At 50.8% G+C, this 19,477-nt stretch carries 19 protein-coding genes and 1 pseudogene; 10 read left to right on the plus strand and 10 right to left on the minus strand.

From position 1 onward, the window contains the following. Positions 1–2: 2 nt before the first annotated feature. Both cmtA and cmtB read right to left on the minus strand, forming a co-directional pair. Entirely contained in the window at positions 3–1,391 is a 1,389-nt protein-coding gene (gene cmtA / locus A31E_RS08465; protein ID WP_016249180.1) for a PTS mannitol transporter subunit IICB, read from the minus strand. A 27-nt stretch (positions 1,392–1,418) separates the two neighbouring features. Next, positions 1,419–1,862 (minus strand): PTS mannitol transporter subunit IIA, encoded by a 444-nt coding sequence (gene cmtB, locus A31E_RS08460; RefSeq protein WP_001236708.1) that lies wholly within the window; start codon positions 1,860–1,862, stop codon positions 1,419–1,421. A 378-nt stretch (positions 1,863–2,240) separates the two neighbouring features. Here cmtB and A31E_RS08455 point away from each other — a divergent pair, with 378 nt between their 5' ends. Beyond that, on the plus strand, positions 2,241–3,149 hold the full coding sequence (locus A31E_RS08455) for a prohibitin family protein (protein WP_001517050.1): 909 nt from the start codon (positions 2,241–2,243) through the stop codon (positions 3,147–3,149). A gap of 42 nt (positions 3,150–3,191) precedes the next feature. Here the strand turns inward: A31E_RS08455 and tkt are convergent, their stop codons facing one another. After that, positions 3,192–5,183, minus strand: coding sequence for a transketolase (gene tkt, locus A31E_RS08450; protein ID WP_001517051.1), 1,992 nt, complete (start codon positions 5,181–5,183; stop codon positions 3,192–3,194). Positions 5,184–5,460: 277 nt separating this feature from the next. Here tkt and loiP point away from each other — a divergent pair, with 277 nt between their 5' ends. Beyond that, on the plus strand, positions 5,461–6,219 hold the full coding sequence (gene loiP, locus A31E_RS08445; protein ID WP_000701822.1) for a metalloprotease LoiP: 759 nt from the start codon (positions 5,461–5,463) through the stop codon (positions 6,217–6,219). 129 nt (positions 6,220–6,348) lie between these two features. Here loiP and speB read toward each other — a convergent pair whose 3' ends face one another. The 6 genes and pseudogenes from speB to A31E_RS26620 all read right to left on the minus strand — a co-directional run bounded on the left by speB (position 6,349) and on the right by A31E_RS26620 (position 10,997). Further along, positions 6,349–7,269, minus strand: a complete 921-nt coding sequence (gene speB, locus A31E_RS08440; protein ID WP_000105566.1) for an agmatinase — start codon at positions 7,267–7,269, stop codon at positions 6,349–6,351. Between the two features lie 135 nt (positions 7,270–7,404). Further along, positions 7,405–8,136 (minus strand): hypothetical protein, encoded by a 732-nt coding sequence (locus A31E_RS08435; RefSeq protein ID WP_000758927.1) that lies wholly within the window; start codon positions 8,134–8,136, stop codon positions 7,405–7,407. A 145-nt stretch (positions 8,137–8,281) separates the two neighbouring features. Next, on the minus strand, positions 8,282–10,258 hold the full coding sequence (speA, locus tag A31E_RS08430; RefSeq protein ID WP_016249181.1) for a biosynthetic arginine decarboxylase: 1,977 nt from the start codon (positions 10,256–10,258) through the stop codon (positions 8,282–8,284). A gap of 8 nt (positions 10,259–10,266) precedes the next feature. Next, the gene (gene yqgB / locus A31E_RS0122945) at positions 10,267–10,398 is read right to left on the minus strand and encodes an acid stress response protein YqgB (RefSeq protein ID WP_001338822.1); all 132 of its coding nucleotides are present in this window, start codon (positions 10,396–10,398) and stop codon (positions 10,267–10,269) included. A gap of 93 nt (positions 10,399–10,491) precedes the next feature. After that, the gene (gene yqgG, locus A31E_RS26615) at positions 10,492–10,635 is read right to left on the minus strand and encodes a protein YqgG (RefSeq protein WP_269446598.1); all 144 of its coding nucleotides are present in this window, start codon (positions 10,633–10,635) and stop codon (positions 10,492–10,494) included. Between the two features lie 110 nt (positions 10,636–10,745). Beyond that, positions 10,746–10,997 (minus strand): annotated as a pseudogene (locus A31E_RS26620) (hypothetical protein). Between the two features lie 55 nt (positions 10,998–11,052). Here A31E_RS26620 and metK point away from each other — a divergent pair. The 8 genes from metK (at position 11,053) to ruvX (ending at position 18,322) form a co-directional block, all read left to right on the plus strand. After that, positions 11,053–12,207 carry a methionine adenosyltransferase gene (metK, locus tag A31E_RS08425; protein ID WP_001062125.1) on the plus strand — a complete coding sequence of 385 codons (1,155 nt, stop codon included), beginning with the start codon at positions 11,053–11,055 and terminating at the stop codon, positions 12,205–12,207. A 481-nt stretch (positions 12,208–12,688) separates the two neighbouring features. After that, positions 12,689–14,083, plus strand: coding sequence for a galactose/proton symporter (gene galP / locus A31E_RS08420; protein WP_001517053.1), 1,395 nt, complete (start codon positions 12,689–12,691; stop codon positions 14,081–14,083). Between the two features lie 76 nt (positions 14,084–14,159). After that, on the plus strand, positions 14,160–14,657 hold the full coding sequence (locus A31E_RS08415) for a SprT family zinc-dependent metalloprotease (RefSeq protein ID WP_000856773.1): 498 nt from the start codon (positions 14,160–14,162) through the stop codon (positions 14,655–14,657). 94 nt (positions 14,658–14,751) lie between these two features. Further along, positions 14,752–15,459, plus strand: coding sequence for a deoxyribonuclease I (endA, locus tag A31E_RS08410; RefSeq protein WP_000286521.1), 708 nt, complete (start codon positions 14,752–14,754; stop codon positions 15,457–15,459). Between the two features lie 80 nt (positions 15,460–15,539). Beyond that, positions 15,540–16,271, plus strand: a complete 732-nt coding sequence (gene rsmE / locus A31E_RS08405; RefSeq protein ID WP_001517055.1) for a 16S rRNA (uracil(1498)-N(3))-methyltransferase — start codon at positions 15,540–15,542, stop codon at positions 16,269–16,271. 12 nt (positions 16,272–16,283) lie between these two features. After that, positions 16,284–17,234 carry a glutathione synthase gene (gene gshB / locus A31E_RS08400; protein ID WP_000593301.1) on the plus strand — a complete coding sequence of 317 codons (951 nt, stop codon included), beginning with the start codon at positions 16,284–16,286 and terminating at the stop codon, positions 17,232–17,234. A gap of 108 nt (positions 17,235–17,342) precedes the next feature. Further along, positions 17,343–17,906: a YqgE/AlgH family protein gene (locus tag A31E_RS08395; protein WP_010378695.1), complete on the plus strand. Its 564-nt coding sequence runs from the start codon at positions 17,343–17,345 to the stop codon at positions 17,904–17,906. Next, on the plus strand, positions 17,906–18,322 hold the full coding sequence (gene ruvX, locus A31E_RS08390) for a Holliday junction resolvase RuvX (protein ID WP_016249182.1): 417 nt from the start codon (positions 17,906–17,908) through the stop codon (positions 18,320–18,322). Before A31E_RS08395 ends, ruvX begins: the two co-directional genes overlap by 1 nt. Positions 18,323–18,485: 163 nt before the next feature. On the opposite strand, the gene A31E_RS08385 is transcribed toward ruvX, so the two are convergent. Next, the gene (locus tag A31E_RS08385; RefSeq protein WP_001517057.1) at positions 18,486–19,466 is read right to left on the minus strand and encodes a PilT/PilU family type 4a pilus ATPase; all 981 of its coding nucleotides are present in this window, start codon (positions 19,464–19,466) and stop codon (positions 18,486–18,488) included. Positions 19,467–19,477 lie beyond the last annotated feature (11 nt).

Here is a 19,477-nt window from a genome sequence, read left to right on the forward strand (position 1 = left end):
AATCAGTTTTTATGTTCGGCGGTTAATTGATTAAATAAAGTGTCGAGTTTTGGATCGCCAATGTAGTTATTAATCAATATCAGCGGTTTATCCGTCACACGTTTCACTCGTCCTTCCAGACTGGCGTGAGTGACGACGATATCAGCATCCGAAGGCACGTTTTCTATGGCGTAATGTTTTACTTCAATGGTCAGTCCGGCTTTTTCCAGACGTTTGCGGAAGGTGGTTGCCCCCATTGCGCTGGAGCCCATTCCCGCATCACAAACAAAGGCAATACGTTTCACACGACTTAATGAAAATGCACCTTCCTGCTTCATAGTTTTTACCGCATTGGCTGACTCGGTGAACTCATCTTCGCTCTCCGTTTCCACCGTTTTTTCCATCTTCAGTATCAGGGATGTGATGACAAAGGACACCAGAGTACCGACCGTAACACCGGCAATTGTCGCCAGGAACGAGCCTTTCGGCGTCAGTGCCAGATAAGCAAAAATAGAACCCGGGCTAGGACCTGCCACCAGGCCGCCATCCAGCAAATTGAACATCCAGGTGCCAGACATACCGCCTGCAATCATGGCGATAATGGTCAACGGCTTCATCAATACATACGGAAAATACAGCTCGTGGATGCCACCGAGGAAGTGAATAATCATCGCACCAGGCGCAGAGCGTTTGCTCATCCCTTTACCAAACAGAGTGAATGCCAGCAGCAAGCCTAAACCCGGCCCAGGATTGGACGCCACCATAAAGAAGATAGATTTACCGTTAACCGATGCCTGCTGCATTCCCAACGGGTAATAGACGCCCTGATCGATCGCATTATTAAGGAAAAGCACTTTTGCCGGTTCATTGATGACTGACAGCAGAGGTAGATAACCCGCATGTACCAGCGCCTCAATACACTCTTTGACGAAAGTATTAGCAATTAACACTGCCGGACCGATGACTTCAAAGCCCAACAGGCAGAGGATCATCCCGGCAATACCTAATGAGAAGTTATTGATAACCATCTCAAAACCAGCAGGTATGCGTTTTTCCAGTGCTTTATCGACATATTTTATGACCAGACCACCTAACGGCCCCATGATCATCGAACCGAGAAACATCGGAATATCCGCACCGACGATCACACCAATCGTCCCTATTCCCCCCATGACCGCACCGCGTTTACCGCCGACCAGATGACCACCGGTAGAACCAATCATCACGGGCAATAAATAGGTAATCATGGGGCCAACAATTTTGGCGAAGTGTTCGTTAGGCATCCAACCCGTAGGAATAAATAAAGCAGTAATAAAACCCCAGGCAATGAAAGCACCGATATTGGGGATGACCATTGCAGTCAAAAAGCCACCAAAAGCCTGGACCTTTGCACGAGCAGACTTGTTTTCCATAATGTTATCCTGTAGAGGAGAGAGTAATTATCCGCGGCTGATAATGTCCGCTAATTGTTTTTTTGATGTTGCTGTTAATAGTTGTTCGAGTATTTCTTCTTCGCACAGTAATTCACTTAACGCCTGAATAGCACCAATGTGCGAATCAGCATCGGCAGCAGAAAGCCCGATGAGTAATTTGATCGGTTCATCACTTCCGGGGAAACAAACTGGCTGTTCGAGTAATGTCAGTGACATCCCGGTTTTAAGCGCCCCACATTCCGGTCGTGCATGGGGCATTGCTACGCCCGGCGCGAGAATATAATAAGGCCCGTTGCGGGTAGTTGAGTCTTTAATAGACTGAATGTAATTCTCGTTGATATAATTTTTTGCTAACAATGACGCCATCGAAAAATCGATAACATCCTGCCAGTCTTTTGCTGAAGATATAACTGAGATTGATGATTCCGGGAAATAATCAATAAGCCGCATAAATTATCCTTATTTTATTTTTAGGGTGCTGTCCGGCGGTAAAAATAAAATACTCGTGCGACTTAATGAAAGCAATTGTGCACGTGAGAGCACAAACTCCACGAGCTAAAATAGCAAAGTATTAAATAACAATGACATAAAAATAATTTTACGCAAGTCAACTATATATTTGCTGTGTATGTCACACAATAGATATTTTATACGTTATTACATTCGTGATGCATATCACCATTTGTTTATTGAATGTTCGAAAACATACTTATTTCATTCGTTGGTTTTCCGCCATTCCCCCTTTATAGATTCTGAATTCTCGACTGTTGGCTGTTTTCTTCTCACCTCATGTGACATATTTCCACACTTTACTCAAGGAAGACTCACATGAAAGCACCTGTTTCAATAACCTCATTCCGCCCACAAAAATCGCTTGCCATCGCCATTGGCGTGCTTGCCGTTATTGTGCTGCCATTTCTGTCGTATTACACCGTGAATGAAGGTGAACGTGGTATTTTGTTGCGCTATGGAAAAATAGTAAAAGTTGCCGATCCGGGGCTGGGTTTTAAGATCCCGTTTATGGAAAGCGTAGAGAAAATTTCCACGCGTAATCAGGCTGTTGTCTATCAGGGATTACAGGCATACAGCCGCGACCAGCAACCCGCACAAATGACTGTGTCAGTCAGTTTCCATATTAAGCCTTCGGAAGCAGGCGCGGTTTATACCACCTACAACACCATTGAAGCATTAAAAGATCGCCTGATTGTTCGCCAGTTGCCAACCCAACTGGAGAACGTTTTCGGTCAATATACGGCCATCAGCGCTGTACAGGATCGCACGAAACTGGTTCAGGATCTGCAAAATGCAATGCGCAAAGCCGTTGTTGGTCCGGTGGTGATTGACGGGGTCCAGATTGAAAATATTGATTTTTCGGACGCTTATGAAAAATCAATTGAAGATCGTATGAAAGCGGAAGTCGCCATTGCCACACGGAAACAAAATCTGGAAACAGAGAAAATCCAGGCACAAATTGCGGTAACTCAGGCGCAGGCAGAAGCAGACAGTAAACTGGCGGCAGCCAAAGCAGAAGCAGAGACGATTCGCGTAAGAGGCGCGGCAGAAGCAGAAACTATTCGTTTAAAAAGTGGGGCTGAAGCAGAAGCTATCCGCCTGCGCGGTGAAGCTCTGCGAGATAACCCAGGGCTTGTTGCCCTTACCACTGCCGAACGCTGGGACGGAAAACTGCCCGATACCATGATCCCTGGCAGTACCGTTCCGTTTATCTCAACCAAATAAAAAAGAGCCGCATTTGCGGCTCTTCACACACCATAGTGTTAATTACAGCAGTTCTTTCGCTTTCGCTACCACGTTTTCAACGGTGAAGCCGAACTCTTCGAACAGTTGCTCTGCCGGAGCAGATTCACCAAAGGTGGTCATACCGACGATAGCACCGTTCAGGCCAACATACTTGTACCAGTAGTCAGCAATACCTGCTTCCACTGCAACGCGTGCGGTGACGGCTTTCGGCAGTACGGATTCACGGTAAGCCGCGTCCTGTTTGTCGAACACGTCGGTAGACGGCATGGAAACTACGCGCGCTTTCACGCCTTCAGCAGTCAGTTTTTCGTATGCTGCAACCGCCAGCTCGACTTCAGAACCGGTGGCGATGAAGATCAGTTCCGGTTGACCGGCACAATCTTTCAGCACGTAACCACCGCGCGCGATGTTTGCCAGTTGCTCTTCCGTACGTTCCTGCTGCGCCAGGTTCTGACGGGAGAGGATCAGCGCGGTCGGGCCGTCCTGACGCTCAACGCCATATTTCCACGCAACGGCGGATTCAACCTGGTCACACGGACGCCATGTAGACATGTTCGGGGTCACGCGCAGAGAAGCAACCTGCTCAACCGGCTGGTGAGTCGGGCCGTCTTCGCCCAGACCGATGGAGTCGTGGGTATAAACCATCACCTGACGCTGTTTCATCAGTGCAGCCATACGTACAGCGTTACGTGCGTATTCCACGAACATCAGGAAGGTGGAGGTGTACGGCAGGAAGCCACCGTGCAGGGAGATACCGTTGGCAATCGCGGTCATACCAAATTCGCGAACACCATAATGGATGTAGTTACCGGCAGCATCTTCGTTGATTGCCTTAGAGCCAGACCACAGGGTCAGGTTAGACGGAGCCAGGTCAGCGGAGCCGCCAAGGAATTCCGGCAACAGCGGACCGAATGCTTCGATGGCATTCTGAGACGCTTTACGGCTGGCAATTTTAGCCGGATTAGCCTGCAGTTTAGCAATGAACTCTTTCGCTTTCGCGTCGAAGTCAGACGGCATTTCACCTTTCATACGACGGGTAAATTCAGCCGCTTCTTGCGGGTAAGCTTTCGCGTAAGCCGCAAACTTCTCGTTCCATGCAGACTCTTTCGCCTGACCGGCTTCTTTCGCATCCCACTGAGCATAGATTTCAGACGGGATTTCGAACGGCGCGTATTTCCAGCCTAGCTGCTCACGAGTCAGTGCAATTTCCGCATCGCCCAGCGGCGCGCCGTGGGAGTCATGCGTACCGGCTTTGTTCGGGGAACCGAAACCAATGATAGTCTTGCACATCAGCAGAGACGGTTTGTCAGTCACTGCACGCGCTTCTTCTACTGCGCGTTTAATAGCGGCAGCGTCGTGACCGTCAATACCGCGGATTACGTGCCAGCCGTAAGCTTCGAAACGCATTGCAGTGTCATCGGTGAACCAGCCTTCAACATGGCCATCGATAGAGATACCGTTGTCATCGTAGAACGCAATCAGTTTACCCAGCTTCAGCGTACCCGCCAGAGAGCAAACCTCGTGGGAAATGCCTTCCATCATGCAGCCGTCGCCCATGAAGGCGTAGGTGTAGTGGTCGACAATGTCGTGACCTGGACGGTTAAACTGCGCCGCCAGCGTTTTTTCTGCAATCGCCATACCGACTGCGTTAGCAATACCCTGACCCAACGGACCGGTGGTGGTTTCTACACCTGCGGTGTACCCCACTTCCGGGTGGCCCGGAGTTTTGGAGTGCAACTGACGGAAGTTCTTCAGCTCTTCCATTGGCAGATCATAACCAGTGAGGTGCAGCAGGCTGTAGATCAGCATGGAGCCGTGGCCGTTGGACAGCACGAAGCGGTCACGGTCAGCCCAGGACGGATTCTGCGGGTTGTGTTTCAGGAAATCACGCCACAGGACTTCGGCAATGTCAGCCATACCCATCGGGGCGCCCGGGTGACCGGATTTGGCTTTCTGTACTGCGTCCATGCTCAGCGCACGAATAGCATTGGCAAGCTCTTTACGTGAGGACATTTTGACTCCAGATCGGATGATGAAGGGCACGCCCTTAACGACTTGACGACAGCGCGTTTTGGGCTACGCCGGAAAATTTGCCAACAATTTACCGCAAGCCACGCGTCATGTACATGGAACATCCTTTTGCCGGTTCAGAAATCTCTGGATCATGCTCGCATGTTGCGCAATCTGCTCGCCCGTCCGCTGCGCTTTTCCTTATACTTAGACTGAGCGTCGATTCACCTGCAAACGGCGCATTTTTAGAATAATCCTGACTTTGTGCGGAAGAGAAAACATGAAAATTCGCGCCTTATTGATAGCAATGAGCGTGGCAACGGTATTGACCGGTTGCCAGAATATGGACTCCAGTGGGCTGCTCTCATCAGGAGCGGAAGCTTTTCAGGCTTACACTCTGAGTGATGCGCAGGTCAAAGCCCTGAGCGATCAGGCATGTCAGGAGATGGACAGTAAGGCGACGATTGCGCCAGCCAGTAGCGAATATGCTAAACGTCTGGCCACTATTGCCAACGCGCTGGGCAACAATATCAACGGTCAACCGGTAAATTACAAAGTGTATATGGCAAAGGATGTGAACGCCTTTGCGATGGCCAACGGCTGCATCCGTGTTTATAGCGGACTGATGGATATGATGACTGATAACGAAGTCGAAGCGGTGATCGGTCACGAAATGGGACACGTGGCGTTAGGCCATGTGAAGAAAGGGATGCAGGTCGCGCTTGGAACAAACGCAGTGCGAGTAGCTGCGGCATCGGCGGGCGGGATTGTCGGTAGTTTATCTCAATCACAACTAGGCGATCTGGGCGAGAAATTAGTCAATTCGCAATTCTCCCAGCGTCAGGAAGCTGAGGCGGACGATTACTCCTATGACTTGCTGCGCCAACGCGGCATCAGTCCGGCAGGCCTTGCCACCAGCTTTGAAAAACTGGCGAAGCTGGAAGAAGGCCGTCAAAGCTCAATGTTTGACGACCATCCAGCATCCGCGGAGCGCGCCCAGCATATTCGCGACCGTATGAGCGCTGATGGGGTTAAGTAAGACCTGGTGGTGCCGAACGTAGGTCAGATAAGGCGTTTAGGCCGCATCTGACATATATGGCCAGAGCACATCGCCGGATGCGATGCTGGCGCATCTTATCCGGCCTACGGACGGCATCACATCCGGCGCTTACTCGCCCTTTTTCGCTGCCTGAATATACAGCATCTCCAGCGCCAGCGTTGCCGCTGCCAGAGCAGTGATTTCCGACTGATCGTATGCCGGAGCCACTTCCACTACGTCCATCCCAACGATGTTGAGATCTTTCAGGCCGCGTACCAGTTTAATGGCGCGATCGGAGGTCAGGCCGCCAATTACCGGCGTACCCGTTCCCGGCGCAAACGCAGGATCCAGGCAATCGATATCAAAAGTCAGGTAGACCGGCATATCACCAACAATCTGCTTCACCTGGGCGATAACGTCATCCACGCTGCGATCGTTCACCTGGCAGGCGTCCAGCACGGTAAAGCCGTTGTCTTTATCGAACTCAGTACGAATACCAATTTGCACGGAATGATTCGGGTCAATCAGACCTTCTTTCGGCGCGGTATAAAACATAGTGCCGTGGTCAAACTCACAACCGTTCGCGTAGGTATCGGTGTGGGCGTCAAAGTGTACCAGCGCCATTTTGCCAAAATGTTTAGCATGAGCACGCAGCAGCGGCAGCGTAACAAAGTGGTCACCACCGAAGGAGAGCATACGCTTACCGGCAGCCAGCAACTTCTCAGCGTGCGCCTGCAGTTTCTCGCTCATTTCACGGGCATCACCGAAGGCATATACCAGATCACCACAGTCGACGACATTCAGACGTTCACGCATGTCGAAATTCCACGGGAAGCGGTTGTGTTCCCAGGCCAGATTAGTCGAAACCTGGCGAATAGCTGCCGGACCGTGACGCCCCCCCGCACGACCAGAAGTAGCCATATCGAACGGCACGCCGGTAATTACCCAGTCAGCATCGCTGTCATACGGCTGGAAGTTCATCGGCAGGCGTAAAAAACCAAAGGCGTTGGAAACCAGTGAGTTATCGTATTGATGACCTAAGGTGCTCATGGATGGACTCCTTTTACAAAGTCGATATAAAAAAACCCTTCCGCGTCGTTAGGCCCGACGAGGAAGGGTTGGATTTGCGAAACACAAGTTTGTGCTAATTATCGCCCTAAATGGGTGAAGCATCAAGCGGGGTTGCTATTTACGACACGGTGGTGGCGCATAGCCATTGTTGTCTGCCGGAAAGGCTTGCCCAGAGCACGGCGGTAGCGCATTTTTCGCTGAGCCTTGTAATTCAAAAGCGGCAAAACCAATCACCCCTGTGTTACGTACATCGCCTTGCGCCGAATTGGCGGCGTAGGAATCAGCAACGTTGGCAAACTGAAAAGCAGCTTCGGTATGTTTATCTTTACGGAAACCTTTAATCGCTAACGAATCACCGGCATTCACAATATAGCCATTGTTATTCAGCGAACCTTGCTTGCCGTTCAGAACATCCAGCCCATCAACTGTGGCAACGATCTCATAGTTAGTGTTACGGCTATAGTTACGAACATATAATTGATAATTCATTCCCACTCTGGCATGAACAATATATCGAGGTTTATTATTCGATGAATCATATACCCGAGTAATAGGAAGCGAATTAAAATTAGCATCGCGAATAGCATATTCCAGTTCGTTAATCCGAATGCTATAAACGCGGTCGTATCCGGAAGGAATGTTAGTCGAATAACTAATAACGATCATCTCTGCCGGATCGCGCCAGGCGCGTTCAGCAGATACGCCTTGAACCGTTGAGTGCACATCCCCGCCCCAGGCAGTGCCGACATTGCCAGATGCACTACTATTATACTGCGCATTACTGGAACAACCTGCAAGCAGTACGAACAATCCCACCAGCGCAACGCGTACTTTCCATTTTTTCATAACCGATCCCTCTGCATTTAATTAATGCAGCGATTGTAGGGAGATTATATTAGAAGGAAAGTAACCAGATTATTTTTAAGAATATATAAATAAAAAGCGGGCCGAATTAATCAATTAAATCGTCCCGCCAGCAGAATAATCTTAATTATTCATCTTCAAGGTAGGTATAACCGTACAAACCTGCCTCGAACTCTTCAAGGAACTGTTGTTGCAGTTCGGCATCAAGATCGGTTTTCTTCACCTGGTCACGGAACTGGGTTAACAACGTTTTTGGATCGAGCTGCACATATTGCAGCATATCCGCAACGGTATCGCCCTCGTCAGACAGCTCCACTTCTACGCTGCCGTCAGGGAAGACGAACACGTCAACCGCTTCGGTATCACCAAACAGATTGTGCATGTTGCCGAGGATCTCCTGATAGGCACCGACCATAAAGAAACCGAGCATCGGCGGATTCTCCGGATCGTACTCCGGCATTGGCATTGTCGTAGCAATGCCGTCACCATCGATATAGTGGTCGATGGCTCCATCAGAGTCACAGGTGATATCCAGCAGCACAGCGCGGCGTTCCGGCACTTGATCCAGCCCTTCCAGCGGCAGAACCGGGAACAACTGGTCGATACCCCATGCATCCGGCATCGACTGGAATAGCGAGAAGTTGACGTACATTTTGTCCGCCATACGCTCCTGTAATTCGTCGATAATCGGGCGATGGGCGCGGTTTTGCGGATCCAGTTGCTTCTGCACTTCATGACACATGCTCAAATAGAGCTGTTCTGCCCATGCACGTTCTTGCAGATTGTAAGTGCCAGAAGAATAACCAATATGGATATCGTGCAGATCCATCTGGCTATCATGCAGCCATTCACGCAGAGAGCGGCGAGTTCCCGGTTCGTGCATCTCCTGCCAGGTTTCCCACATGCTTTGCAGTGCGCGCGGCGCATCCTCTGCTGGTGCGGTTGGAACGGTGTATTCGTTACGTTCCACACCGATAATATTGGAAACCAGCACAGTGTGATGCGCAGTCACCGCACGACCCGATTCGGTGATCACCGTCGGATGTGGCAGACCATTCTCTTCACAGGCATCGCCAATTGCCCAGATAATGTTATTAGCGTATTCATTGAGGCCGTAGTTCACCGAACAATCGGATTGCGAACGGGTGCCTTCATAATCCACACCCAGACCACCGCCAACGTCAAAGCACTGAATGTTGACGCCCAGCTTATGCAGCTCAACATAGAAGCGCGCAGATTCACGAACGCCTGTCGCGATATCGCGAATATTCGCCATCTGCGAACCGAGGTGGAAGTGCAGCAGTTGCAGGCTATCGAGACGTCCGGCTTCACGCAGTGTCTCAACCAGTTGCAGTACCTGGGTTGCCGCCAGACCGAACTTCGATTTTTCACCACCGGAAGACTGCCATTTACCAGACCCCTGCGAGGCCAGACGCGCACGTACGCCAAGACGAGGGATCACGTTCAGACGTTCCGCTTCATCCAGCACAATGGCGATTTCAGACATCTTCTCGATAACCAGATAAACCTTATGGCCCATCTTCTCGCCAATCAGCGCCAGGCGGATATATTCGCGGTCTTTATAGCCGTTACAGACGATGACGCTGCGGGTCATGCCAGCATGCGCCAGCACCGCCATCAACTCAGCTTTTGAACCTGCTTCCAGCCCCAGCGGTTCACCAGAATGAATCAGGGACTCAATCACGCGGCGGTGCTGGTTAACCTTGATCGGGTAAACGAGGAAGTAGTCACCGTTATAGCCATAGGATTCCCGCGCACGTTTAAACGCGGCGTTAATAGAACGCAAACGGTGCTGCAGGATCTGCGGAAAGCAGAACAGTGCAGGCAGGCGCTGGCCCTGCGCTTCGCGGGTCTTCACTAACTGCGCGAGATCAACGCGAGCTTCCGGGACGTCCGGGTCAGGGCACACGCTAATGTGACCCAGCTCGTTAACGTCATAGTAGTTATTGCCCCACCAGGCAATATTATAAGTACGCAGCATCTTACTGGCTTCCTGGGAGCTCATTGCAACCTCCTGCATGGAGCGTAGTACACCGTGTTCGCCCGCTGACGAAGGCAAACTCATAGACATGTCGTCAGACATAGCGAACCTCAAATTATTTTATTAAGTGTAAAACAGTTAACCACTATCGCAGCCTGAAACTGCGATAACAACCCATAAGCACACGGATTTTCCAGCAGCGTATGCTGACGCTCCGACTGCGCAACCGGTTTCTTTTTCATAACATTATTAAGCACATAACCGAACGTAAGTGTGACAGTCCGGCGAAACCACGAGAAAACTCTTGTATTTACAAGAGCGCCCTTGTTCAGTCATCAGTAACTGTTGCCAGCTCTTGAATCCTGAGAAGCGCCGAGATGGGTATAACATCGGCAGGTATGCAATGCAGAGATGCAGAGTGCGGGGAACGAATCTACACCAGAACGGTGCGACAGATTAAGCAGCAGACAACGATTCATTATTTCGTATCACCTCCACGGCCGCCTGCGAAGACGAACCAACAAGCTAAAACACTGATTTCAACCCGGCTGGAAGTGGCAACACGAAAGGAACGTCGTGTGCTTTTTATTTAAGCCGCGCGCCGCGTTTTATACCCCACAATGGCAGAAAATTGCAAAAGATAAATACACAGAATGCCAGCATTGTCAGGAAAAATTTCCAGCTACGTTTTTAACGGAATGAGATACGCTTCAAAAAAAAGTGGAAATCGGATGACGTCTTGACCTAAAATAGCCATCCAGATGTTAATCCATCCATACTGATTAACACTCAGACTGCCAGTGTTTTTAACCTGCAGAGTCGTGGAAGGAGCCACTACCACAGAAAATCCACACAACAGTTTGAGCTAACTAAATTCTCTTTAGGTGATATTAAATATGGCAAAACACCTTTTTACGTCCGAGTCCGTCTCTGAAGGGCATCCTGACAAAATTGCTGACCAAATCTCTGATGCCGTTTTAGATGCGATCCTCGAACAGGATCCGAAAGCACGTGTTGCTTGCGAAACCTACGTAAAAACCGGCATGGTTTTAGTTGGCGGTGAAATCACCACCAGCGCCTGGGTGGACATTGAAGAGATCACCCGTAACACCGTTCGCGAAATTGGCTATGTGCATTCCGACATGGGCTTTGACGCTAACTCTTGTGCGGTTCTGAGCGCTATCGGCAAACAGTCCCCTGACATTAACCAGGGCGTTGATCGTGCTGATCCGCTGGAACAAGGCGCTGGCGACCAGGGTCTGATGTTTGGCTATGCCACCAACGAAACCGATGTGCTGATGCCAGCGCCAATCACCTATGCACACCGTCTGGTACAACGTCAGGCTGAAGTGCGTAAAAACGGCACTCTGCCGTGGCTGCGCCCGGACGCAAAAAGCCAGGTTACTTTCCAGTATGACGACGGCAAAATCGTTGGCATCGATGCAGTAGTGCTTTCCACCCAGCACTCTGAAGATATCGATCAGAAATCCCTGCAAGAAGCGGTAATGGAAGAGATCATTAAGCCGATCCTGCCAGCAGAATGGCTGACTTCCGCAACCAAATTCTTCATCAACCCGACCGGACGTTTTGTTATCGGCGGCCCGATGGGTGACTGCGGTCTGACGGGGCGTAAAATTATCGTTGATACCTACGGCGGCATGGCTCGTCACGGTGGCGGCGCGTTTTCTGGTAAAGATCCATCCAAAGTGGACCGTTCCGCAGCTTACGCAGCACGCTATGTTGCGAAAAACATCGTGGCAGCGGGTCTGGCTGACCGTTGTGAAATTCAGGTTTCCTACGCGATCGGCGTGGCTGAACCGACTTCCATCATGGTAGAAACTTTCGGTACTGAGAAAGTCCCTACTGAACAACTGACCCTGCTGGTGCGCGAGTTCTTCGACCTGCGTCCATACGGTCTGATTAAGATGCTGGATCTGCTGCACCCAATCTATAAAGATACCGCTGCATATGGTCACTTTGGTCGCGAGCATTTCCCGTGGGAAAAAACCGACAAAGCGCAGCTACTGCGCGATGCCGCCGGTCTGAAATAATCTTTCATCCCCGCTTTCTAAGGCCAGCCTCGCACTGGCCTTTTTCTTTTCTAAAAAATGCCCGATGCGCTACGCTTACCAGGCCTACAACCATTGCTACATGTAGGCTGGCTAAAACGTTCACGCCGCATCCGGCAAAAGCCGCCCACACGATAGCAACATTCCGTTGCTGAACACGTTTATCCGTAGTTCATCACAACAACTGAAATCGATTACACCAACCACACCAACCCAGTATTTATAATATTTTCATCATATTATTCAGTTTTCATGATTGTTACATTTCTTTTCAGCAAAGTCTTAATTGCAGATAACTTCGCTTAATCTATGATGTTATAACTCAATTGTTTTCATGCACTTAAATTATAACCACTATAAATGTTAGTGTAAGCGATTACACTGATGTGACATGCTTCACATCTTTTTGCGTCGTACTCACCTATCTTAATTCACAATAAAAAATAACATATTGGAGGGCATCATGCCTGACGCTAAAAAACAGGGGCGGTCAAACAAGGCAATGACGTTTTTCGTCTGCTTCCTTGCCGCTCTGGCGGGATTACTCTTTGGCCTGGATATCGGTGTAATTGCTGGCGCACTGCCGTTTATTGCAGATGAATTCCAGATTACCTCGCACACGCAAGAATGGGTCGTAAGCTCCATGATGTTTGGTGCGGCAGTCGGTGCGGTGGGTAGCGGCTGGCTCTCTTTTAAACTCGGACGTAAAAAGAGCCTGATGATCGGCGCTATTCTGTTTGTTGCTGGTTCGCTGTTCTCAGCCGCAGCGCCAAACGTTGAAGTACTGATTCTTTCTCGCGTTCTGCTGGGTCTGGCGGTGGGTGTTGCTTCCTATACCGCGCCACTATACCTCTCCGAAATTGCGCCAGAGAAAATTCGTGGCAGTATGATCTCGATGTATCAGTTGATGATTACCATCGGCATTCTCGGCGCTTATCTTTCTGATACCGCCTTCAGCTACACCGGCGCATGGCGCTGGATGCTGGGTGTGATTATCATCCCGGCAATTCTGCTACTGATTGGTGTTTTCTTCCTGCCAGACAGCCCACGTTGGTTTGCCGCCAAACGCCGTTTTGTTGATGCCGAACGCGTGCTGCTGCGCCTGCGCGACACCAGCGCGGAAGCGAAACGCGAACTGGATGAAATCCGTGAAAGTTTGCAGGTCAAACAGAGCGGTTGGGCACTGTTTAAAGAAAACAGCAACTTCCGTCGTGCGGTATTCCTTGGCGTGCTGTTACAGGTGATGCAGCAATTCACCGGGATGAACGTCATCATGTATTACGCGCCCAAAATCTTCGAACTGGCGGGTTATACCAATACTACCGAGCAAATGTGGGGGACAGTGATCGTTGGTCTGACCAACGTACTCGCCACCTTTATCGCTATTGGTCTGGTTGACCGCTGGGGACGGAAACCGACGCTGACGCTGGGCTTCATGGTAATGGCTGCTGGCATGGGCATACTGGGTACGATGATGCATATCGGTATCCACTCACCGTCGGCGCAGTATTTTGCCATTGCCATGCTGCTGATGTTTATTGTCGGTTTTGCCATGAGCGCAGGTCCGTTGATTTGGGTACTGTGTTCTGAAATTCAGCCGCTGAAAGGCCGCGATTTTGGCATCACCTGCTCCACCGCCACCAACTGGATTGCCAACATGATCGTCGGCGCAACGTTCCTGACTATGCTCAACACGCTGGGCAACGCCAACACCTTCTGGGTGTATGCGGCTCTGAACGTGTTGTTTATCCTGCTGACATTGTGGCTGGTGCCGGAAACCAAACACGTTTCGCTGGAACACATTGAACGTAATCTGATGAAGGGTCGTAAACTGCGCGAAATCGGCGCTCACGATTAATCGTCTCTGGCTTCCTCCCGTCGCGGAGGAAGCCACCTCTTGCAGTCATCTTTTCTTCGCTTTATCCTCAGCCGCTATGAAAACGCCCCGTCTCCCTATCGCCATCCAACAGGCCGTTATGCGTCGTCTGCGGGAAAAACTCGCCCAGGCCAACCTGAAGCTGGAGCGTAATTACCCGGAGCCAAAAATCGCTTACACCCAGCGTGGTACATCCGCCGGTACTGCCTGGCTGGACAGCTATGAAATTCGTCTCAATCCGGTGCTGTTGATGGAAAACAGCGAAGCTTTTATAGAAGAAGTCGTACCGCACGAGCTGGCGCATTTACTGGTGTGGAAACACTTTGGTCGCGTGGCACCGCATGGCAAAGAGTGGAAATGGATGATGGAAAGTGTGCTGGGTGTTCCCGCCCGCCGCACGCATCAATTTGAGCTACAATCCGTACGCCGCAACACCTTCCCCTACCGCTGTAAATGCCAGGAGCATCAGCTTACCGTGCGCCGCCATAACCGTGTGGTGCGTGGAGAGGCCGTCTATCGCTGCGTTCATTGCGGCGAACAACTGGTTGCGAAATAACCACCTGAACTATCAGGAACTTTCCTGATCTGGCTGATTGCATAGTAAAACAACTTTCGCTACGTTGCTGGCTCGTTTTAACACGGAGTAAATGATGTACCGTTATTTGTCTGTTGCTGCGGTGATACTGAGCGCAGCATTTTCCGGCCAGGTATTGGCCGAAGGCATCAATAGTTTTTCCCAGGCGAAAAATGCGGCAGTAAAAGTCTATGCTGACGCACCGGGAACATTTTACTGCGGCTGTAAAATCAACTGGCAGGGTAAAAAAGGCGTTGTGGATCTGGAGTCATGCGGATATCAGGTACGCAAAAATGAAAATCGCGCCAGTCGTGTGGAGTGGGAACACGTGGTTCCCGCCTGGCAGTTCGGCCACCAGCGTCAATGCTGGCAAGACGGCGGACGTAAAAACTGCGCCAAAGATCCGGTTTATCGCAAAATGGAAAGCGATATGCATAACCTGCAGCCCTCGATAGGCGAAGTGAACGGCGATCGCGGCAACTTTATGTACAGTCAGTGGAATGGTGGCGAGGGTCAGTATGGACAGTGCGCCATGAAGGTGGATTTCAAAGAAAAAGTGGCGGAACCACCAGCTCATACGCGAGGCATCATTGCCAGAACTTATTTCTATATGCGTGACCAGTACAACCTGACACTCTCACGCCAGCAAACGCAACTGTTTAACGCCTGGAACAAGATGTATCCGGTCACCGATTGGGAGTGCGAGCGCGACGAACGCATTGCAAAGGTGCAAGGCAATCATAACCCGTATGTGCAACGCGCTTGCCAGGCGCAAAAGAGCTAACCTACACTAGCGGGATTCTTTTTGTTAAACCCCTACCCCACGCAGGCAACTGCGTGGGGAGACGACGCGGATTTTTAACCATGCGTATCCCCCGCATTTATCATCCTGAACCATTAATCAGCAACTCGCACATTGCACTTTGCGAAGATGCCGCTAACCATATCGGCCGTGTACTGCGTATGGGGCCTGGTCAGGCGTTACAGTTATTTGACGGTAGCAACCAGGTCTTTGACGCAGAGATTACCAGCGCCAGCAAAAAAAGCGTGGAAGTTAACGTGCTGGAAGGTCAGCTCGACGATCGTGAATCGCCTCTGCATATTCATCTCGGTCAGGTAATGTCACGCGGTGAAAAAATGGAATTCACTATCCAGAAATCGATCGAGCTTGGAGTAAGCCTCATTACGCCACTTTTTTCTGAACGCTGCGGCGTTAAACTGGATAGCGAACGTCTGAACAAGAAGCTCCAGCAGTGGCAGAAAATTGCGATTGCCGCCTGCGAGCAGTGTGGTCGTAACCGGGTGCCGGAGATCCGTCCTGCAATGGATCTGGAAGCCTGGTGTGCAGAGCAAGATGAAGGACTGAAACTGAATCTTCACCCGCGCGCCAGTAACAGCATTAACACGCTGCCGTTGCCGGTCGAACGCATCCGCCTGCTGATTGGCCCGGAAGGCGGATTATCAGCAGATGAAATTGCCATGACTGCCCGCTATCAATTTACTGATATCCTGCTGGGACCTCGCGTTTTGCGTACAGAGACAACTGCGCTCACCGCCATAACTGCGCTACAAGTACGTTTTGGTGATCTGGGCTAACGGAGAAAAATAATGATCAAGCTCGGCATCGTGATGGACCCCATCGCAAGCATCAACATCAAGAAAGATTCCAGTTTCGCTATGTTGCTGGAAGCACAACGTCGTGGTTACGAACTTCACTATATGGAGATGGGCGATCTCTATTTGATCAATGGTGAGGCTCGCGCTCGTACCCGTACTTTGAGCGTCGAACAGAACTACGATAAATGGTACGAGTTCACGGGTGAGCAGGATCTGCAACTGGCCGATCTCGACGTGATCCTGATGCGTAAAGATCCGCCGTTTGATACCGAGTTTATCTACGCCACTTATATTCTGGAACGTGCTGAAGAGAAAGGAACGTTGATCGTTAACAAGCCACAGAGCCTGCGCGACTGTAACGAAAAACTGTTTACCGCCTGGTTCTCTGACTTAACACCAGAAACGCTGGTCACGCGTAATAAAGCACAGTTGAAAGCGTTCTGGGAAAAGCACACCGACATTATCCTTAAACCGCTGGACGGCATGGGTGGCGCGTCGATTTTCCGCGTGAAAGAAGGCGATCCGAACCTCGGCGTGATTGCCGAAACCCTGACTGAGCACGGTACTCGCTACTGTATGGCGCAAAATTACCTGCCTGCCATTAAAGATGGCGACAAACGCGTTCTGGTGGTGGATGGCGAGCCCGTACCGTACTGCCTGGCGCGTATTCCGCAGGGTGGCGAAACCCGTGGCAATCTGGCTGCCGGTGGTCGCGGCGAACCTCGTCCGCTAACTGAAAGTGACTGGAAAATCGCCCGCCAGGTAGGGCCGACGCTGAAAGAAAAAGGGCTAATTTTTGTTGGCCTGGATATTATCGGAGACCGCCTGACTGAAATTAACGTCACCAGCCCAACCTGTATTCGTGAGATTGAAGCAGAGTTTCCGGTCTCGATCACCGGAATGCTAATGGATGCCATCGAAGCACGTTTACAGCAACGATAACCCAGCTTAACGAGAGGGATCTCGTTGAGACTATGAGTGACAGCGCCCGTCTTTCCACGCATACTGGGCGCTGTTGCTTTTTTGAACCAGGAAACAGAACCTCTGACAATGAATTTACAGCATCACTTTCTTATTGCCATGCCTGCTCTCCAGGATCCGATTTTCCGTCGTTCGGTGGTCTACATTTGCGAACATAATCCAGAGGGTGCAATGGGGATTATCATTAACAAGCCTCTGGAAAATCTTAAAATTGAAGGGATTCTGGAAAAATTAAAGATCACGCCGGAGCCGCGTGATGAGTCAATCCGTCTGGACAAGCCTGTTATGCTCGGTGGCCCACTGGCTGAAGATCGTGGGTTTATTTTGCATACTCCACCATCAAATTTTACTTCCAGTATTCGCATTTCAGACAACACGGTGATGACCACTTCCCGTGATGTGTTGGAAACGCTCGGCACCGATAAACAACCCTCTGACGTGATGGTTGCGTTGGGTTACTCCTCCTGGGATAAAGGCCAACTGGAACAAGAAATTCTCGACAACGCCTGGCTAACCGCTCCGGCAGATCTGAATATTCTGTTCAAAACACCGATAGCCGACCGCTGGCGCGATGCGGCAAGGCTGATTGGTGTTGATATTCTTACCATGCCTGATGTGGCGGGACACGCCTGATGAGCGGGACTTTACTTGCTTTCGACTTCGGCACCAAAAGCATTGGCGTAGCGGTTGGTCAACGCATTACTGGCACCGCTCGCCCTTTGCCTGCGATTAAAGCGCAGGACGGTACGCCGGACTGGAATATTATCGAGCGTTTGTTGAAAGAGTGGCAGCCAGACGAAATCATCGTCGGTTTGCCGCTGAACATGGACGGCACCGAACAACCGCTAACCGCCCGGGCGCGTAAATTCGCCAACCGTATTCATGGTCGTTTCGGTGTTGAAGTAAAGCTACATGACGAACGTCTTAGCACCGTGGAAGCGCGTTCCGACCTGTTTGAACAGGGCGGTTATCGGGCGCTCAACAAAGGCAAAGTCGACTCTGCCTCTGCGGTTATCATTCTCGAAAGTTATTTTGAGCAGGGATATTAAGGCGGTTTGCAAGCCTGGCAAATTGTAGATAGCGTCATCGCCCGTCTTGCCGGATGCGGCGTAAACGCCTTATCCGGCCTACATTTGGCAGCGATTGTAGGTCTGATAAGACGCGTCAGCGTCGCATCAGGCATATTTACGATGCTAATCAGCCGCTTTAGCCTCACAAGCGCCCTTCTTTCACCCGCTGCTGATAACTCTGCTGAAAAGTTAACATCCCCACCTGCTGCCCGGTTTGAATAACATGTGGCAACTGGTGGGTTTTCCCTTCGCGTATCAAATTCCCCACCGCTGGCGTGTTAATCAACAATTCAAACAGCGCCACGCGCCCTTCCTGCTTATCCACTTCCAGCTTTTGTGACAACACCGCCCGCAAACTACCGGCCAGTTGATTACGCACGGGATCTTTTTCCTGTGCCGGAAATGAATCTACCAGCCGCTCGACCGCCTGCGCTGCACCGCGCGTATGTAAGGTTGCCAGCACCAGATGCCCGGTTTCTGCCGCCGTCAGCGCCAGACGGATTGTCTCGCTATCACGCAGCTCTCCGAGCAATATCACATCGGGATCTTCCCGCAATGCCGCACGTAATCCCGATGCAAACGTCATACAGTGCAAACCAATCTCTCGCTGCTGGATCAAGCATCGCTGGCTGGCATAGAGATATTCAACAGGATCTTCCAGCGTCAGAATATGCGCATCGGCATGTTGATTGAGATAACCAACCATCGCCGCCAGTGTGGTCGATTTGCCGCTCCCCGTCGCTCCCGTCACCAGAATCAGGCCATTCTCGCTATTGAGTAATTCCGGCAATACCGGCGGCGCGCCAAGTTGTTCGAGCTGCGGGCAATGCGCAGGTAACAACCGTAACGCCAGAGAAATGCCTTGCCGCTGCGCAAACGCACTGCCTCGTAGCCGCTGGTTTTCAGCCAGCGATACCGCAAAATCAAGCTGGCCATTCTCAAGCAATATCGCCCGTTGATCGTCATCCAGCCACTCCCGCAACAACTCTTCGACGTCTGGCGCGTCAAACGGCGCGACCTCCATTCTCCCTCGAATGCGCCATCGTGCTGGCCAGGCGCTGCACAGGTGTAGATCCGAGACGTTATGCTTTACACTAAGGGTCACAATTTCTTCCATATTCATACTAAGATCCT

Source organism: Escherichia sp. KTE159 (assembly GCF_000408805.1).
Taxonomy (GTDB): Bacteria; Pseudomonadota; Gammaproteobacteria; order Enterobacterales; family Enterobacteriaceae; genus Escherichia; species Escherichia marmotae.

Excerpts from the sequence above, each read along its gene's own strand:
- cmtA (WP_016249180.1), bottom strand. The coding sequence starts at position 1,391 with ATGGAAAACAAGTCTGCTCGTGCAAAGGTCCAGGCTTTTGGTGGCTTT.
- cmtB (WP_001236708.1), bottom strand. The coding sequence starts at position 1,862 with ATGCGGCTTATTGATTATTTCCCGGAATCATCAATCTCAGTTATATCT.
- A31E_RS08455 (WP_001517050.1), top strand. The coding sequence starts at position 2,241 with ATGAAAGCACCTGTTTCAATAACCTCATTCCGCCCACAAAAATCGCTT.
- tkt (WP_001517051.1), bottom strand. The coding sequence starts at position 5,183 with ATGTCCTCACGTAAAGAGCTTGCCAATGCTATTCGTGCGCTGAGCATG.
- loiP (WP_000701822.1), top strand. The coding sequence starts at position 5,461 with ATGAAAATTCGCGCCTTATTGATAGCAATGAGCGTGGCAACGGTATTG.
- speB (WP_000105566.1), bottom strand. The coding sequence starts at position 7,269 with ATGAGCACCTTAGGTCATCAATACGATAACTCACTGGTTTCCAACGCC.
- A31E_RS08435 (WP_000758927.1), bottom strand. The coding sequence starts at position 8,136 with ATGAAAAAATGGAAAGTACGCGTTGCGCTGGTGGGATTGTTCGTACTG.
- speA (WP_016249181.1), bottom strand. The coding sequence starts at position 10,258 with ATGTCTGACGACATGTCTATGAGTTTGCCTTCGTCAGCGGGCGAACAC.
- yqgB (WP_001338822.1), bottom strand. The coding sequence starts at position 10,398 with ATGAAAAAGAAACCGGTTGCGCAGTCGGAGCGTCAGCATACGCTGCTG.
- yqgG (WP_269446598.1), bottom strand. The coding sequence starts at position 10,635 with ATGAATCGTTGTCTGCTGCTTAATCTGTCGCACCGTTCTGGTGTAGAT.
- metK (WP_001062125.1), top strand. The coding sequence starts at position 11,053 with ATGGCAAAACACCTTTTTACGTCCGAGTCCGTCTCTGAAGGGCATCCT.
- galP (WP_001517053.1), top strand. The coding sequence starts at position 12,689 with ATGCCTGACGCTAAAAAACAGGGGCGGTCAAACAAGGCAATGACGTTT.
- A31E_RS08415 (WP_000856773.1), top strand. The coding sequence starts at position 14,160 with ATGAAAACGCCCCGTCTCCCTATCGCCATCCAACAGGCCGTTATGCGT.
- endA (WP_000286521.1), top strand. The coding sequence starts at position 14,752 with ATGTACCGTTATTTGTCTGTTGCTGCGGTGATACTGAGCGCAGCATTT.
- rsmE (WP_001517055.1), top strand. The coding sequence starts at position 15,540 with ATGCGTATCCCCCGCATTTATCATCCTGAACCATTAATCAGCAACTCG.
- gshB (WP_000593301.1), top strand. The coding sequence starts at position 16,284 with ATGATCAAGCTCGGCATCGTGATGGACCCCATCGCAAGCATCAACATC.
- A31E_RS08395 (WP_010378695.1), top strand. The coding sequence starts at position 17,343 with ATGAATTTACAGCATCACTTTCTTATTGCCATGCCTGCTCTCCAGGAT.
- ruvX (WP_016249182.1), top strand. The coding sequence starts at position 17,906 with ATGAGCGGGACTTTACTTGCTTTCGACTTCGGCACCAAAAGCATTGGC.
- A31E_RS08385 (WP_001517057.1), bottom strand. The coding sequence starts at position 19,466 with ATGAATATGGAAGAAATTGTGACCCTTAGTGTAAAGCATAACGTCTCG.